General features: G+C 72.2%; 13 protein-coding genes. 9 read left to right on the top strand and 4 right to left on the bottom strand.

Features of this window, described 5'->3' with window-relative positions; genetic code table 11:
* Nucleotides 1-200: 200 nt before the first annotated feature.
* On the top strand, nucleotides 201-1,418 hold the full coding sequence (locus ACZ63H_RS03005) for a PP2C family protein-serine/threonine phosphatase (protein ID WP_469861539.1): 1,218 nt from the start codon (nucleotides 201-203) through the stop codon (nucleotides 1,416-1,418).
* Nucleotides 1,419-1,905: 487 nt separating this feature from the next.
* On the opposite strand, the gene ACZ63H_RS03000 is transcribed toward ACZ63H_RS03005, so the two are convergent.
* Nucleotides 1,906-2,115 (bottom strand): hypothetical protein, encoded by a 210-nt coding sequence (locus tag ACZ63H_RS03000; RefSeq protein WP_469861537.1) that lies wholly within the window; start codon nucleotides 2,113-2,115, stop codon nucleotides 1,906-1,908.
* Nucleotides 2,116-2,566: 451 nt separating this feature from the next.
* Here ACZ63H_RS03000 and ACZ63H_RS02995 point away from each other — a divergent pair, with 451 nt between their 5' ends.
* From ACZ63H_RS02995 to ACZ63H_RS02985, 3 genes are all read left to right on the top strand, one after another.
* On the top strand, nucleotides 2,567-3,496 hold the full coding sequence (locus ACZ63H_RS02995) for a mechanosensitive ion channel family protein (RefSeq protein WP_469861535.1): 930 nt from the start codon (nucleotides 2,567-2,569) through the stop codon (nucleotides 3,494-3,496).
* A gap of 370 nt (nucleotides 3,497-3,866) precedes the next feature.
* Nucleotides 3,867-4,361 carry a GNAT family N-acetyltransferase gene (locus ACZ63H_RS02990; protein WP_469861802.1) on the top strand — a complete coding sequence of 165 codons (495 nt, stop codon included), beginning with the start codon at nucleotides 3,867-3,869 and terminating at the stop codon, nucleotides 4,359-4,361.
* 227 nt (nucleotides 4,362-4,588) lie between these two features.
* Nucleotides 4,589-4,852 (top strand): hypothetical protein, encoded by a 264-nt coding sequence (locus ACZ63H_RS02985; protein WP_469861533.1) that lies wholly within the window; start codon nucleotides 4,589-4,591, stop codon nucleotides 4,850-4,852.
* Nucleotides 4,853-4,917: 65 nt separating this feature from the next.
* Here the strand turns inward: ACZ63H_RS02985 and ACZ63H_RS02980 are convergent, their stop codons facing one another.
* Nucleotides 4,918-5,679 carry a DeoR/GlpR family DNA-binding transcription regulator gene (locus tag ACZ63H_RS02980; RefSeq protein WP_469861531.1) on the bottom strand — a complete coding sequence of 254 codons (762 nt, stop codon included), beginning with the start codon at nucleotides 5,677-5,679 and terminating at the stop codon, nucleotides 4,918-4,920.
* A gap of 89 nt (nucleotides 5,680-5,768) precedes the next feature.
* Between ACZ63H_RS02980 and ACZ63H_RS02975 the strand changes: the two genes are divergently transcribed.
* Together ACZ63H_RS02975 and ACZ63H_RS02970 are read left to right on the top strand one after the other, a co-directional pair.
* Nucleotides 5,769-6,980, top strand: coding sequence for an MFS transporter (locus ACZ63H_RS02975; protein WP_469861529.1), 1,212 nt, complete (start codon nucleotides 5,769-5,771; stop codon nucleotides 6,978-6,980).
* A 107-nt stretch (nucleotides 6,981-7,087) separates the two neighbouring features.
* Nucleotides 7,088-8,092, top strand: coding sequence for an LLM class flavin-dependent oxidoreductase (locus ACZ63H_RS02970; protein WP_469861527.1), 1,005 nt, complete (start codon nucleotides 7,088-7,090; stop codon nucleotides 8,090-8,092).
* Nucleotides 8,093-8,167: 75 nt separating this feature from the next.
* Here ACZ63H_RS02970 and ACZ63H_RS02965 read toward each other — a convergent pair whose 3' ends face one another.
* On the bottom strand, nucleotides 8,168-8,488 hold the full coding sequence (locus ACZ63H_RS02965) for a transposase (protein ID WP_469861526.1): 321 nt from the start codon (nucleotides 8,486-8,488) through the stop codon (nucleotides 8,168-8,170).
* A 263-nt stretch (nucleotides 8,489-8,751) separates the two neighbouring features.
* Here ACZ63H_RS02965 and ACZ63H_RS02960 point away from each other — a divergent pair, with 263 nt between their 5' ends.
* Nucleotides 8,752-9,894: a methyltransferase domain-containing protein gene (locus ACZ63H_RS02960; RefSeq protein WP_469861524.1), complete on the top strand. Its 1,143-nt coding sequence runs from the start codon at nucleotides 8,752-8,754 to the stop codon at nucleotides 9,892-9,894.
* A 237-nt stretch (nucleotides 9,895-10,131) separates the two neighbouring features.
* Here the strand turns inward: ACZ63H_RS02960 and ACZ63H_RS02955 are convergent, their stop codons facing one another.
* Nucleotides 10,132-11,049, bottom strand: coding sequence for a helix-turn-helix domain-containing protein (locus ACZ63H_RS02955; protein WP_469861522.1), 918 nt, complete (start codon nucleotides 11,047-11,049; stop codon nucleotides 10,132-10,134).
* 160 nt (nucleotides 11,050-11,209) lie between these two features.
* On the opposite strand from ACZ63H_RS02955, the gene ACZ63H_RS02950 reads away from it, so the two are divergent.
* The gene (locus tag ACZ63H_RS02950) at nucleotides 11,210-11,806 is read left to right on the top strand and encodes a UbiX family flavin prenyltransferase (protein WP_469861520.1); all 597 of its coding nucleotides are present in this window, start codon (nucleotides 11,210-11,212) and stop codon (nucleotides 11,804-11,806) included.
* Between the two features lie 186 nt (nucleotides 11,807-11,992).
* Entirely contained in the window at nucleotides 11,993-13,552 is a 1,560-nt protein-coding gene (locus ACZ63H_RS02945) for a UbiD family decarboxylase (protein WP_469861518.1), read from the top strand.
* Nucleotides 13,553-14,092: the final 540 nt, after the last annotated feature.

Below are 14,092 nucleotides of genomic sequence, written 5' to 3'. Positions count from 1 at the left end.
TGTCCGGCAACGCGCCTGACTGGAGGGTCGTGAAAGCTGCCCTCTGCTGAATCGTGATCTCCAGGCCTCTGTTGTGTAGCTTTTGTGTATGACGGAGGGGGGCAGGACGACCTCGGGATCCTCGCCGTCTCCCGCGCACGTGGGGCAGGATCAGCGCGTGAAAAGCCGTAGATCTCCCTATATGTCCATATGCTGCGTAAATGGGTATCGACTATGAGGCGGTCTTTCAGGCGCTGCCCGGCGCGGTCGCGCTTTTGACGCCCGATCTGGCGTTCGCCGATGCCAACATCGCGTTCTTGCGGCAGGCCGGCCGGACCCGGGAGCAGGTGGTGGGCCGCTACCTTTTCGATGCCTTCCCCGACAACCCGGCCGACCCCGCGGCCTCCGGCGCCCGCAATCTGGAGCTGTCCCTGCGCGCCGTCCTGGCCAACCGCGAGATCGACACGATGGCGCTGCAACGTTACGACGTGGAATCCACCGCGCACCCCGGCCACTGGGAAGAGCGCTACTGGAGCCCGGTCAACGCGCCCGTCTTCGCGCCCGACGGTCACATCGCCCTGATCATCCACCGGGTCGAGGACGTCACCGAAGTGCTGCGCGCCACCAGCCAGCCGGACGGTGGCCGCCAGCTCGAGGCGGAGCTCTTCAGCCGGATGCGGCAACTGCACCAGGTCAATGAACGCCTGCGCCGCGCTCACGCCCGCGAACGCGAGGTCGCCCTCGTCCTCCAGCGTGCCATGCTCCCGGTGCCGGGCCCCGTCGACCACCACGGCGTCGCCGTCCGCTACCGGCCGGCCGTCGGATCCCTCAACGTCTGCGGTGACTGGTACGACCTCGTCAAACTGCACGGGGAAGACAAGATCGCCGTCGCCGTCGGAGACGTCGTAGGCCACGGCCTCGAAGCCGCGGGCGTCATGGGCCAGCTCCGCAGCGCCCTGTCCGCGACCTCCCGTGTCGCCGCCGGGCCTGCGCAAGCCCTCGAAGTCCTCGGCCGCTACGCACACTCCCTCGACGGCGCCGAGTCCACCACCGTGGTGACCGCCTTCATCGACTGGGACCGCCACGTCATCACCTATTCCAGCGCCGGGCACCCTCCGCCGGTCCTGCTGCGCGCAGAGGGCACCACGGCGCTGCTCGACCAGGCGACCGACCCGCCCCTGGACGCCGCCCCGACACCGGCCCCGCGCACACAGGCCGCGATCGCCTTCACCGATGGCGACGTCCTTCTGCTCTACACCGACGGTCTGATCGAACGGCGCCGCCAGGACATCGACGTCGGACTGAGCCGTCTCACTGCATCACTGGTCCGCCACAGAGCAGTCGCTGATCCGGAGTCCCTGGCCGACGCCGTCGTGAACGATCTGCTCCCCGCCGAAGGCGTCAGCGATGACACCGCCTTGGTCGTCGTCCTGCTGTAATTCCAAGCCAGCGGTCATCGCGCAGCACATGTGATGAGCCCTGTGGCCGCTGTTCGATCGCGGGTTGCGGGCCCTCGGTCAGCCCGGCCGAGACCCGGTAGGGGGCCGAGACGATGATCTCGGCTCCGAGCCGAAGGTGACCGACCCCTCGGCGAAGATCGCGCCCACCCGCCTCGTGAGAGAGTGCTTGCCCGCCGTCTGCTCGGCAGAGCGTGAACGTCTGATGATTGTCCTGTCCCAGGACTGGGAGAGGACGAGACTGAAGGCCACGTCGCAGCCGGCCCCGCCCATGGCCGTCCCGGGGTCGGGCAGCGGCCGGCGCGAGGAGACCTTGACGGTCACGGAACACGCGCCTTCTGCCTGCCCTGACGGTCGTATCTCAGCTGCGGCGGTGGCTGCCGTAGCGGGTGGCGGGAGCACGTGTAGACCGCCGTCCCGCCCTCCGCCGGTGACCTCACCTGCTTGGCGAATTGCGCCAGCCGGTCCTTCACTCAGGCGTCGTCAACCGCAATTCGGCGGGCGGCTGCTGGTCGAACAGCGTCAGCTGATCGGCAATCCAAGGATCCATGTGCCGGTGGGTAGCCGCCCGCTCGTTGGCCAAGGCAGGTTTCTGAGTGGACGGCTGCGCGGTGGCCGCTGTTGCGTGGCCACCGGAGCCAAGGAGTGCGACCGCGGTGACCACGGTGGGGACGCTCACGGTCGCAAGGTGCCGCAGCAGCCTTGTCATATCTGACCTCCGGTCTCGTGTAGCGGCGTACCCCAAAAGCGGAGTACATCGTTCCGGTCGGTGCGGCTACCCCAGGCGGCGCGCGGCACACCAGTCGAACGTCGTACCGAGCGTTCGACCTCGCTCTCGAGCTGCAGTGACCGCTGCTCCCGTTCCGGTCATGCGGGGGACGCATTCTTCTCCGGGCCCCGTCGGAGCCAAAGCGCACCCGAACTGGGCGCGCCGCCATCCTCGTCTTCTGCTGTGTTCCGAGCCGGCCGGGGCGAGCAGATGCCGGTGATCATGGCTGGCTGCACAGTGGGTAGGCGCGGTCGACGACCTTAGTACGCCGAGGAACGGAGACCCTGTGCCGATGACACCCCCACCCGCCGGGCCGGATGCGGACGCAAGCACCCAGTTGGCCGCGTCATGGACGGATTGGATGCGAGAACACACCGCTGCGCTGATTGCGATTCCGTTGCGTATCGCCCTGATCGTCGCCGTCCTGGCGGTGCTCCGCTGGGTGGCCAAGCGGGCCATCACCCGGATCGTGCGACATGTGCTGGAACCTGCGTCCGGTGACGCCGGCGCCAGGTCGTCGCGATCGCCCGTGCGGGGGCTTGCTGTACTGCATCGTGACCGGACCCGCGCCCGCCAGCGACGCGAGCAGCGGGCCCGGACGATCGGCTCGGTGCTCAGCAGCACCGTGACGATCATCCTCACTTTGGTCGGTGTCGCCATGGTGTTCCAACAGATCGGCATCGCTTTTGGACCGCTGCTGGCCAGTGCAGGTGTAGTCGGTCTGGCGATCGGCTTCGGTGCACAGAAGCTGGTGGCTGATTACCTGTCCGGGCTCCTCATCATGATCGAGGACCAGTACGGCGTCGGCGATTCCGTCGACCTTGGCGAGGCCGTCGGCGAAGTGGAGCACGTCGGCCTTCGCCTGACACTCGTACGTGACCTCAACGGCGGTCTGTGGCACATCCGCAACGGCGAGATCCTTCGGGTTCGCAACGACAGTCAGGACTGGGCCCGCGCCGTCGTGGACGTCGCTGTGGCCTACGAGGCGAACCTCAACGCCGTCTACCGCGTCCTGGAAGACACCGGACGCGCGCTGCGTGAGGAGCCGGCCTTCGCGGACCTCCTGCTCGAGGACCCCTCGGTGTGGGGCGTGCAGTCCCTGGATGCCGATGGGGTCGTCGTACGCATCGCGGTCAAGACCGTCCCGTCGCAGCAGTGGGCAGTCACCCGTGAACTGCGCCGCCGCGTCAAGGACGCCCTCGATGAGGCGGGCATCGACATCCCCTACCCCCAGCGCACCATCTGGCTGCGCACAGACGACACGACGGGTCCGCTGCCGTCGGCCCGCTGATCCTCCCGGCCGCCGTCGCCCTGCCCGGCCCCGGCTTCCAGGTGAGGCCGGCGCGGCGCGGCGGGGTCTCACCCGCGCGGGCCGCGGCGGCGAGCACCACCGCGTTGCCGGAGCCGGAGCCGACCGCGCCGGCCCGGACGGCCCCGACCTGGCCGCGTTAGGTGCTGCGCGCGGTGCCGTCGTGGAGCAGCGGCAGCGAGCCGAATCGGCTGTGTAGGTCGGGGTCCGTATAACGACCCGGTCCACGATGGAGGTCGGGGGCGGGATGGTTCATTCCGGGACGGGATGCCCCTGTGCCTGTTCCGGGCAGATGCACTGGGATACTGCGGCCATGGATGCTGGGGGGATGGGGAGCGGGCCGCGATCGGACATGGCACCGCCTGCCCGGGCCGGGTCGTCGCATGCTGCGGGCTGGGCGCTGCGTTCTGCGGTGGCAGCGGACATCGAGGTGATCGCGGAGTTGCGGGCCACGGTCATGCGTGCGGACCTGGAACGCCTTGGGCGCTACGACGACCACCGGGTACGGCAGCGGCTGCGGGACTCCTTCTCCCCGCAGTACACGTCGATCATCATGATCGGCCGTGAACTCGCGGGATGCGTCACGGTCCGGCCCGCCGAAGGCAGGCAGTGGCTGGAGCACTTCTACCTTGCTCCGCACTATCAGGGGCGGGGGCTCGGATCCGGTGTGTTGCGCACGGTACTGGAGCGAACGGACGCGCAGGGCATGACCGTGGGCCTGAACGTCTTGCAGGGCAGCGGTGCCCGTCGGCTCTACGAGCGCCATGGATTCGTCGTGGAAGCCGAGGACGATATCGACGTCTTCATGATGCGCCCACCGGGGGCGTTGGCGGACACGAAGGCCTGACCTGCCACGGTGCGCAGCGAGGCGGTGCGGCGGTGCCCTGCCAGGAGGAGATCCGCCGGATGCGTCGGCTGATCGAGAGAGTGGCGGCCGATCTCGGTGGCCTCACCGCAGAGGAACAGGCCCAGGTCGGGCGAGGCCGTCGCCGTCGTACGCCGCAGCCGAGGCGTGGTGCTCGGTATGCCCCGCATCGGCCGGCCCCTGCCCGACGTCCACCGCACAAGGAGCGCATGAGCACCGCCGTGGCCGACGGCCGGCGGGCCGATGGCGAACGCCGTCGCCAGCGCGTGAAGGGCGCCGTTCCTCGCGCCACCCAGGACGGCAGCACGATCGGTGTGAGCGGCACCGCCCGGCAGGCGGGCGCCGACCGCACCTTCCTCCGCCGCCACCGTTACCTGCCCGCCCTCGTCCACGCCGCCGAACTCCGGCCGTCCGCATCGGACTCCGCTTCCGGGCTCCCGGTGCGCAGGCTGTCACCAGGCCCCCAGGGGTGAGCGGGAAGCGGGCCGCGAGGCCGGCCTCCGCCGTGCGCTGGTGGCGCGCCCGCACGGCGGAGTGGTCAGACGGTCTTGACCGTGGTGCCCGCGCCTTCGAGCGCGGCCACGTCGTCGGTGGGTGCGGTGGTGTCGGTGACGAGGGTGTGCAGGAGGGTGGCGGGGCCGACGTAGGCGTAGGCGGTGCGGCCGAATTTGGCACCGTCGGTGGCGACGATGGTGCGGCGGGCCGAGGCGATGCCCGCCTTCTTCACCGCGGCGTCGTCGAGGTCGTAGGCGGTCAGGCCGTCGGCCGCACTCAGCCCGCAGCAGCCGATGACGGCCGTGTCGAAGCGCAGGGCGGCCAGGGAGGCGAGGGTGAGGGGGCCGGTGAGGGCTCCCTCGGCGGCGCGGGGCTGTCCGCCGGGCACGACCAGTGTGGCCCGGCCGGGTGTCTCGCCGAGCAGGTGGATGGCCTGGAGGGACAGCGGCATCACGGTGACGGGCCGCTCGCGCAGGAGGCGGGCGACCTCCAGGCAGGTGGTGCCGCTGTCGAGCAGAACGCTCTCGCCGTCGGCGATGAGCGCGGAGACCTCCGCAGCGATCCGGCGTTTGGCCTCGACCGATTCGTGGGCGCGCAGCGCGAAGGGGGGCTCCTCGCCGCGGAGCAGCAGGGTGCGTGCCCCGCCGCGGACGCGTTCGAGGACGCCCTGGGCGGCGAGGGTGTCGAGGTCGCGGCGGATGGTCATCTCCGAGGCGCCGGTCAGCTCGGCGAGCTCTTGGACCGTGGCGCCGCCGGAGTCCCTGACGACCTTCGCGATCAGTCCGTGCCGGTCTGCGTTGCTCATACCGCGATTGAACACCACCAGACAACAAACAGAAAACCTGTTCATTAATTGGCCTTTTGAACATGACTGCCGTTCGTTACCGTGGGGGCATGGAACGTTCGCTCCGAGCCGCCCGTGTGGCGACCTACGTCTACTTCGTCCTGTGCGGCACCTTGATGGGCACCTGGGTGGTGGCCATCCCCGCGATCGAGGACCGTCTGGGCATCGGCCACGCCGCCCTCGGCGGCCAGTTGGTGCTGCTCGGACTCGGAGCCTTCGTCGGGATGCAGGTGGCCGGCCCCCTGACCGACCGCCTGGGCTCGCGCATCGTGGTCCCCGCCAGCGGCATCCTGTGCGGCGCTGCCCTGGTCCTGCCCGGTCTCGCCCGTGATCCCTGGACGCTGGCCGGCGCACTGCTGGTCTTCGGGTTCTGCAACGGCTGCCTGGACGCGAGCATGAACGCGCACGCCGTGCACGTGGAGAAGGCGTACGGCCGGCCCGTCATGTCGGGCTTCCACGCCACGTTCTCCGTCGGCGGCGTCCTCGCCGCGCTCGTCGCAGCGGGCGCGGCGAGCGCGGGCCTGAACCCGGCCGCGGGCATGGCCGCCATGGCAGCCGTGGGCATCGTGATCGCCCTGGCCTCGGCACGCGCCCTGCTGCCCGCCACTGAGAGCCCCGATGCCTGCTCCGGCTCCGCTACGGAGCCCGATGCGGCACCGACCGCCAGGCGCCGCAGCACCAGGGGGCGGGTCCGGCTGCTGGCCACTCTGGCGCTGATGGTCATGCTGTGCGAGGGCGCCGCCAACGACTGGAGCGCCCTGCACCTCAAGGACGTCCTCGGTGCACCCGCCGGCACGGCCGCCTTCGCGTACGGCACCTTCGCCGCGGCCATGACCCTCGGCCGGCTGCTTGCGGACCGCTTCGTCGCCCGGTTCGGCTCCATGGCGATCCTGCGCCGCGGCGCGGCCACGGCCGCCGCCGGCATCACACTCGTGGCCCTCGGCCCGTGGATGTGGGCCGCTTTCGCCGGCTGGGCACTGTTCGGGCTGGGACTGTCAGGCTGTGTACCGCAGCTGTTCAGCGCGGCCGGGCACGCCGACCCCGCAGCCGCCGGCGCCAACGTCTCCCGCGTTGCCGGACTCGGCTACGTCGGCATGCTCGCCGGCCCCGCTGTCATCGGCTGGCTGACCCACCTCGTCGCCCTGAACCACGCCTTCGTCCTGCTGTCCCTGCTGTGCGCGACCACCGCCGTGGGCGCCCGCGTCCTGCGCACCGGAGCCGTCCGCACCCGCGAGGGCGAGATGGCAGCCGGCGTCCACTGACCGCTTGTGCGGCACGGACCTGACCCCGTGCCGCACAAGCCCCCCAACTCCCCGGTCCGCCGAGGACCGGGAGGCCGAAATCCGCCGCCGTCCCGAAGGAGCCCCTGATGCCCGTGCCCCACACCCAGCCCGCCCGCGGCCGTGTCGGTGTCCTGCTGCCCCGTGACCTCCCCGCCCGTGACCTGGTGCCGTACGCGCGGCGCGCCGAGGAACTGGGTTTCGAGCAGATCTGGGTGGTGGAGGACCTCGGCTGGCGGGGCGGCATCGCCCAGGCCGCCACCGTCCTGGCCGCTACCACGCACATCACCGTCGGCATCGGCATCCTGCCCGCCGGCGCCCGCAACGTGTGCTTCACCGCGATGGAACTGGCCACCCTCGCCCAGCTCCACCCCGGGCGCCTGATCGCCGGCATCGGCCACGGCATGCCCGACTGGATGCGCCGGGCCGGGAACTGGCCCGCCAGCCCACTGACACTGATCAAGGAATACACGACCGCCCTGCGCCTGCTCCTGCGAGGCGAACCCGGGCCCGCGGGCGGCCGCTACGTACGTTGCGAAGGCGTCGTCCTCACCGAGACCCCCATCCCCGAGGCCATCCCGCCGGTCGTCCTGGGCGTGCGCGGCCCCCGCTCACAGCAGGCCGCGGGCGAGGTCGCCGACGGACTCCTCCTGGCCGAACCCGCCGCCCCCGCCTACATCACCGCCTCCCTGCAGCACATGGACGGCAGCGCCGCCTCCGCCGGGGGCGACCTGGAGATCGTCACCTACGACGCAGCGGCCGTCGACGATGACGAGGAGACCGCCCTCACCCGCGTCCGCCCCGGGCTGGAGGCCATCGGCGAGCCGGACTGGGCCGCGCACATCGAGCCCCTGCCCTTCGCTGCCGAGTTGCGCGCACACCGCGCCGCCTGCCCCGACGGCCGCACGTTCGCCGAGACCATGCCCGCCCACTGGGTCCGTGAGCTGAGCGTCGCCGGCACCCCCGACCAGGCCCGCGCGGCGATCGCAGCCCGTCACGCGGCCGGCGCGACCAGCGTCGTCCTCGCCCCCGCCGGCCCCGACCCCCTGGCATCCCTCGGTTCCCTCGCCCGCGCCCTGCCCCACCGCCCCTGACACCCGCCACCGGACCTGGAGGAACCCTCGCCATGTTCCCCCGCCGCCCCATCGTGCTGTTCGACCTCTTCGGCGTCATCGCATGCGAGCAACGCCCAGACGCCATGGACGAAACGGCCGCCCTGAGCGGCGCACCCCGTGCGTGGGCGGCTCTTCAACCGCCCGAACGGCCCCGGAGATACGGACCCTCGGCCCGCAGGGGTGGGAGGGCCGCCGGGACGGGCCGCACGGCAGACCAGCTCCGCGAAACCGCGTGTGCCGCGTCGTCCCCGGACCATAGTGCTCGGGTACGTCCCGCCAGGCCGTCCCGGTCCGGGACCTCCCCACGATCCCGTTCAGGAGGCTGCGGTCGTCCGGCCGTTCCCGCCCTCGCCACGACTCCGGTGCACCGCGCACCACCCCGGGCCGCTGTTCCGGCTGTCCACCGATGTGCCGGTTCGAGCCGTTGGTTGGCTCTTTCCGGCTCTTGGCGGACAGCGCCCCTCGGGAGCCTCACCATAGAAGCACCATCTTTCCGGCCGATCTTGGGGAGACAGCGATGGGTAAGCACGAAAAGCCGCCGGCCGACCCGAGTACGGGTACCCCGCCGCCCGGCAACAGCGACGGACAGGTCCCTCCGCCGCCGCCCAGTACCGGCAAGCGCAAGAAGTAGCAGCACGGTGCTGACGACCGCATCCGGCATCGACAGGCTGCGGCGATCGCTGGCCGCCGCCATGGAGCAGCGGGGCGACTGGCCCGAGCGGTCCCCCTGGATCCGTGAGGCCGTCGATGCCCTGCCCCGGCACCGGTTCGCCTCGGACCGCGTGTGGCGGTGGGACGGGCACGCCTATGTGCCGGTGGACCAGCGCAGCGATCCGGCCGGCTGGGCGAGGGAGGTGTATCCGGGCCCCGACACGGCGACCGTCACCGAGGTCACCGACGGGCTGCCGACATCCAGCCTGTCCAGTCAGGCCGTCGTGGTCGACATGCTGGACTCCCTGCTCCTGGAACCCGGCCATCGCGTCCTGGAGCTGGGAACGGGCAGCGGATGGAACGCGGCCCTGCTCAGCCGGCGGGCCGGCCCCGGTCGCACCGTCAGCGTCGAGGCGAACCGCGGCCTGGCACAGGCGGCACGCCGGGCACTGGCCGCAGCCGGACTCACCGCGCACGTCGAAGTCGGTGACGGAAACCAGGGATGGGGCCCCGCAGCACCCTACGACCGGGTCATAGCCACCTACGCCGTCGAGCGGATCCCGTGGCCCTGGATCGCACAGGCCCGGCCGGGTGGACGCATCGTCACCCCCTGGGGCCGGCTGGGACACGTCGCCCTTACGGTCGCCGACGACGGCAGGTCCGCGACAGGCTGGGTCCAGGGCCTGGCCCAGTTCATGCCCGACCGCGGCGCGCTGCGCCGCGAACCGGACTTCACACAGGTACGCGCCCGCAGCGAACCGGCCGAGGAGCGCCCCTTCCTCCGCGATCTCACCCCGCTCCAGGACAACGCACACCTGCGGTTCGCGCTGCGCGTCGTCCTGCCTCACCTGAGGACCACGCTCGCCCACGACGCTGACGGCCTCAACGCATGGATCCACGACGCCGAACAGTCCTGGGCCATGCTCTCGGCCATCGGCGGCGGCCGGACGATCGCCGCCCAGGGCGGCCCCCGACGCCTGGCCGACGAACTCGAGGCGGCCTGGGACACATGGCTGGACCTGGGCAGCCCCGACCTGTACGACTTCGGCATGACCGTCACCGACAACGGTGCAACGCAGTACATCTGGGTCAACGACCCCGCGGCACAACCCCGCTGGCTGATCCCCTGACGCAACCCATGCGGACGATCCGACCCGCAAGGACCGGGTCATGACCGCGCGCGGACAGGTGGGATCCGCCCCGTGCGGGAATGCCGGTCGCAACCAGCCGCCGCGGACCGGTGCGCAGGCCGGCTGCCGGGCGCTGTTCGCGACCTGACTGCCCGACGCCGAGGCACCTTCCGGGAGCCGTCACCGCCCTGCGCGTCACACCCCCGTCCGGCGGTCCGGGCCCCGTCCCGCCGCGGGTCACGGTGCCGGGGGCCGTTGTGTCTCCGTGCGCGCGCGTCTGCGGAAGCCGAGGGGTGTCTCCGAGGTGCGGTGGCGGAAGAAGCGGGTGAAGACCGTCGTGCTGGAGAAGCCGAGCCGGTCCGCGACCTCGGACGCCGGGAGCTGTGTGTGCAGCAGCAGCCGTTTGGCCTCCAGGACCAGCCGGTCGTCGATGAACGCCTTGGCCCCGCGCCCGACTGCGGCGTTCGTGGCGCGGGTCAGCGACCGCACGCTGTAGCCGAGGCGCGCCGCGTACGCCTCGACCTGGTGGTGACGGACGAAGTCCTGCTCGACGGCGTCACGGAAGCGGCGGAAGGCGGCGTTTCCGGCATGCCTGCGCTGCCCGCCCGGCAGGTTCGCCAGGCGCAACACCAGGACCGACAGGGCATGTCGGACGACCGCGACGTGGACCTCCAGAGGCAGGTCACGCAGCCGGTGGTACTCGCTCTCCAACAGCTCCAGCGTCCGATCCAGGGGCTGCGCGGCCTGCGGCGCGGGGGACATCGGCAGCCTCCAGGCCCTGCGGTCCAGTTGCGCCCCGGTGACGGTGGCCGCGTCGAGGAAACTCGCCTGGAACAGCACCACCGCCGTATCCGGTACGTCCGCGCCGCCCCGGCACCCGTCCGGGAACCGTACGAACTGGCCGGGCCGGATCCACAGCCAGCTCCCGGGCGCCACCTGGCAGTCGGTGGTGTCCACCACGCAGCGCAGGAGCCCCGAGCGCACGGACATCACTAGGTGGAACTCCAGGCGCACGGGCGTGTCGGCCGTCGCACCGAGCCGCCCGATCCTGGTCAGCAGCCCGGGCAGGTCGGTGACCTCCACGCCGGGCGGTCCGCCGGGTGTGGTGGGGAAGGGGAAGGCGACGGGGCCGGAATCCTGTCCGATTCTGCTCATCTCGTGCCCGAGTCTATCGCCGGACAGCGTCCACGGATCCCTAGCGTGAGCTGTGGAACGGCCGGAGAACGGGCGTGGCGCCGAGCGTCGGCGGCCTACCCGGCGACTGATTCTGCGCACCCGGCCACCGGGCCGTGCGCCGAGCGGAGGAGGACGGCGGATGCGGCTGATCGTGGGGATGACCGGGGCGACCGGGGCCGTGCTCGGGGTGCGGCTGCTGGAACGGCTGGCCGCCGATCCCGGGATCGAGACCCACCTGGTGATCAGCCGCTGGGCGCGCGCCACCATCGAACTGGAGACGGGCCGCACGGTGCGTGAGGTGAGCGCACTGGCCGACGCCACCCACCGCCCGGAGGACCAGGGCTCGCCGCTGTCCTCCGGTTCCTTTCGCACCGACGGCATGGTGATCGTGCCGTGCAGCATGAAGACCCTGGCGGGGATCCGTGCCGGGCACGCCGACGGACTCGTGGGCCGTGCGGCGGACGTCGTTCTCAAGGAAGGCGGACCGCTCGTCCTGGTCCCGCGCGAGACCCCGCTCAACGAGATCCACCTGGCGAACATGCTCGCGCTCGCACGGATGGGCGTGCGCATCGTTCCCCCGATGCCCGCCTTCTACAACCATCCGCGCACCGTCGACGACCTCGTCGACCACCTGGTGGTACGCGTCCTCGACCAGCTCGGTGTCGAGAGCCCCGCCCACGGCCGCTGGGCCGGCATGCGCCCAGCCCGCGCCGAGCGACCCGCCGGCGCCCCCTGACCGGCCCCACCCCGTTCACGGACGACCGGCCCGACGCCGCTGCCCCGATCGGCGGCCCCCTGAGCGGCCCGACGCCCCGCCCCCGACCGGCGCCCCCCTCGACCTGCCCAGCGACCCGCCCCCGACCGGTCCCCGACCCCGACCCACCCCACGTCCAGTCCAGACGAACAGGAGCCCGCCCGCGCCATGACCACGCACTCCGACCCCAGCCCCGCCCCCCGCACCCGCCGTGACCCCGACCCTGCCCCCGGCCACTCCCGGCACCCCGCTCCCGACCCCGCCCTCGACTTCCGGGCCTTCGTCGCACGGCTGCTGGCCGACGGCGACGCGGTGGAGATCGGCAGGAGCGTCGATCCGCACCTCGAAGTGGGCGCCGTGACCCGCCGGGCGTACGAGACGGGCGCACCTGCCCCCTTGTTCACCTCCCTCACCGGCGCCGCCCCCGGCCACCGCGTCCTGGGCGCCCCGGCCGGACTGGGCGACCCCCGGTCGGGCGCCGCCCACGCCCGGCTCGCCGCGCACGTCGGGCTGCCCCGCGACGCCGGTCCGCGCCGGATCGTGGAACACCTCGTCGCCGCCATGCACGCGGACCCCGTCGCGCCGGTCGAGGTCGCCACCGGCCCGTGCAAGCAGAACGTCCGCACCGGTGACGACGTCGACCTGGAACTCTTCCCCGTACCCCTGCTCCACCAGGAGGACGGCGGACGGTACTTCGGCACCTATGGCTTCCACGTGGTGCGCACCCCGGACGGCTCGTGGACGAGCTGGTCGGTGGCCCGCACCATGCTGCGCGACCGCAGGACCCTGGTCGGTCCCGCCATGGCGCAGCAGCACGTCGGCATGATCCGCGAGGCGTGGCGGGGGACGGGCCGGCACACACCGTGGGCGATGGTCCTGGGCGCCCCGCCCGCGGCGCTCGCCGCCGCGGGGATGCCGCTCCCGGCGCACGTCGACGAGGACGGCTACGTCGGCGCGCTCACCGGCAGCCCGGTCGAGGTGGTCCGTACCGAGACGAACGGGCTGTACGTGCCCGCCAACGCCGAAATCGTCCTGGAGGGGTACCTCAGCAGCGACGAGACCGCCCCCGAGGGCCCGATGGGGGAGTACCACGGGTACGCGTTCCCCGACGGCAAGGAGCAGCCCGTCTTCCACGTCGAGGCGGTCACCTACCGCGACGACCCGATCCTGCCGGTCTGCGCGGCCGGGGTGCCGCCGGAGGAGAACCACACGATCTGGGGCACCATGATCGCGGCCGCCGCCCTGGACGTGCTGCGCGCCGCCGGGCTGCCGGTCACCTTGGCGTGGTGCCCCTACGAGGCCGCCACCTGCTGGCTCGCCGTCTCCGTCGACCGCGCCCGGCGGACCGAACTCGGCCTGGACCGCGCCGGGTTGATCCGTTCGATCGCCGACGTGCTGTTCGCCTCGCACGCCGGATGGCTGGTGCCCAAGGTGATCGTCGTCGACGACGACATCGACGTCACCGACATCGGCCAGGTCGTCTGGGCGCTCGCCACCCGCAGCCACCCGGACACCGGCCACCACACCTTCCCCCAGGCTCCCGGCATTCCGATGGTCCCCTATCTCACCCCGGAGGAGGTCCGCGCCGCCCGGGGCGGCAAGTCGGTCACGGACTGCCTGCTGCCGGACGGCTTCCGCGGCACCACCGCCTCCTTCCGCACGTCCTACCCCCGCGAACTGCAAGAGCACGTGCTGGAGAACTGGACCGACTACGGCTACGACGCCTGACGGTCCGGGGACCTGACCGCAGCGGTGACCGCGGGGCGCGCGGTGACGAACACCGGCCCCGGCAGGATCGACCGGGCGCGGTGCCGCCGGGCCGGCATCGACGACGAGGTCGTCTTCGAGACGAGGACGACCATGGCCGAGGTCGTGGTCCGACGCGCCCGCCGACCGCCGCCGGCGGCGCCGAGGCCGAGAACACCCGATCGAGGCCGGTGGTGAAGGCCGTGTCCGCCAACTGGCGCACCGCGCTCCGGTCGGTGGCGTGCGCCGCGTCCACCAGGCGCCGGCCTGCCCCGCGGCCGGCGCCGAGGCACCCTTCCGTGGCTCCGGCACCGTGCGGGGTCCGGCGAGCACGGCGGCCGCGGCCGCCCGGCTGGTGAAGAGCGTGCCGAAGGCGGCGATGGCCAAGGTCGTGCCCAGCCGACGGAACGTGTTGGCAGCCCCGCCGCCCGTCCCTGCCCGCTGCGGCGGCACCGAGGAGGCGGCTGCCGGCCCGCTTGGCCTCTCGGCGAGGTCAACTGCCGATGACCGTCGGCGAGGCTA

This window comes from Streptomyces sp. NPDC104831, assembly GCF_055583025.1.
This window is presented reverse-complemented; position numbering and strand designations above follow the sequence as displayed.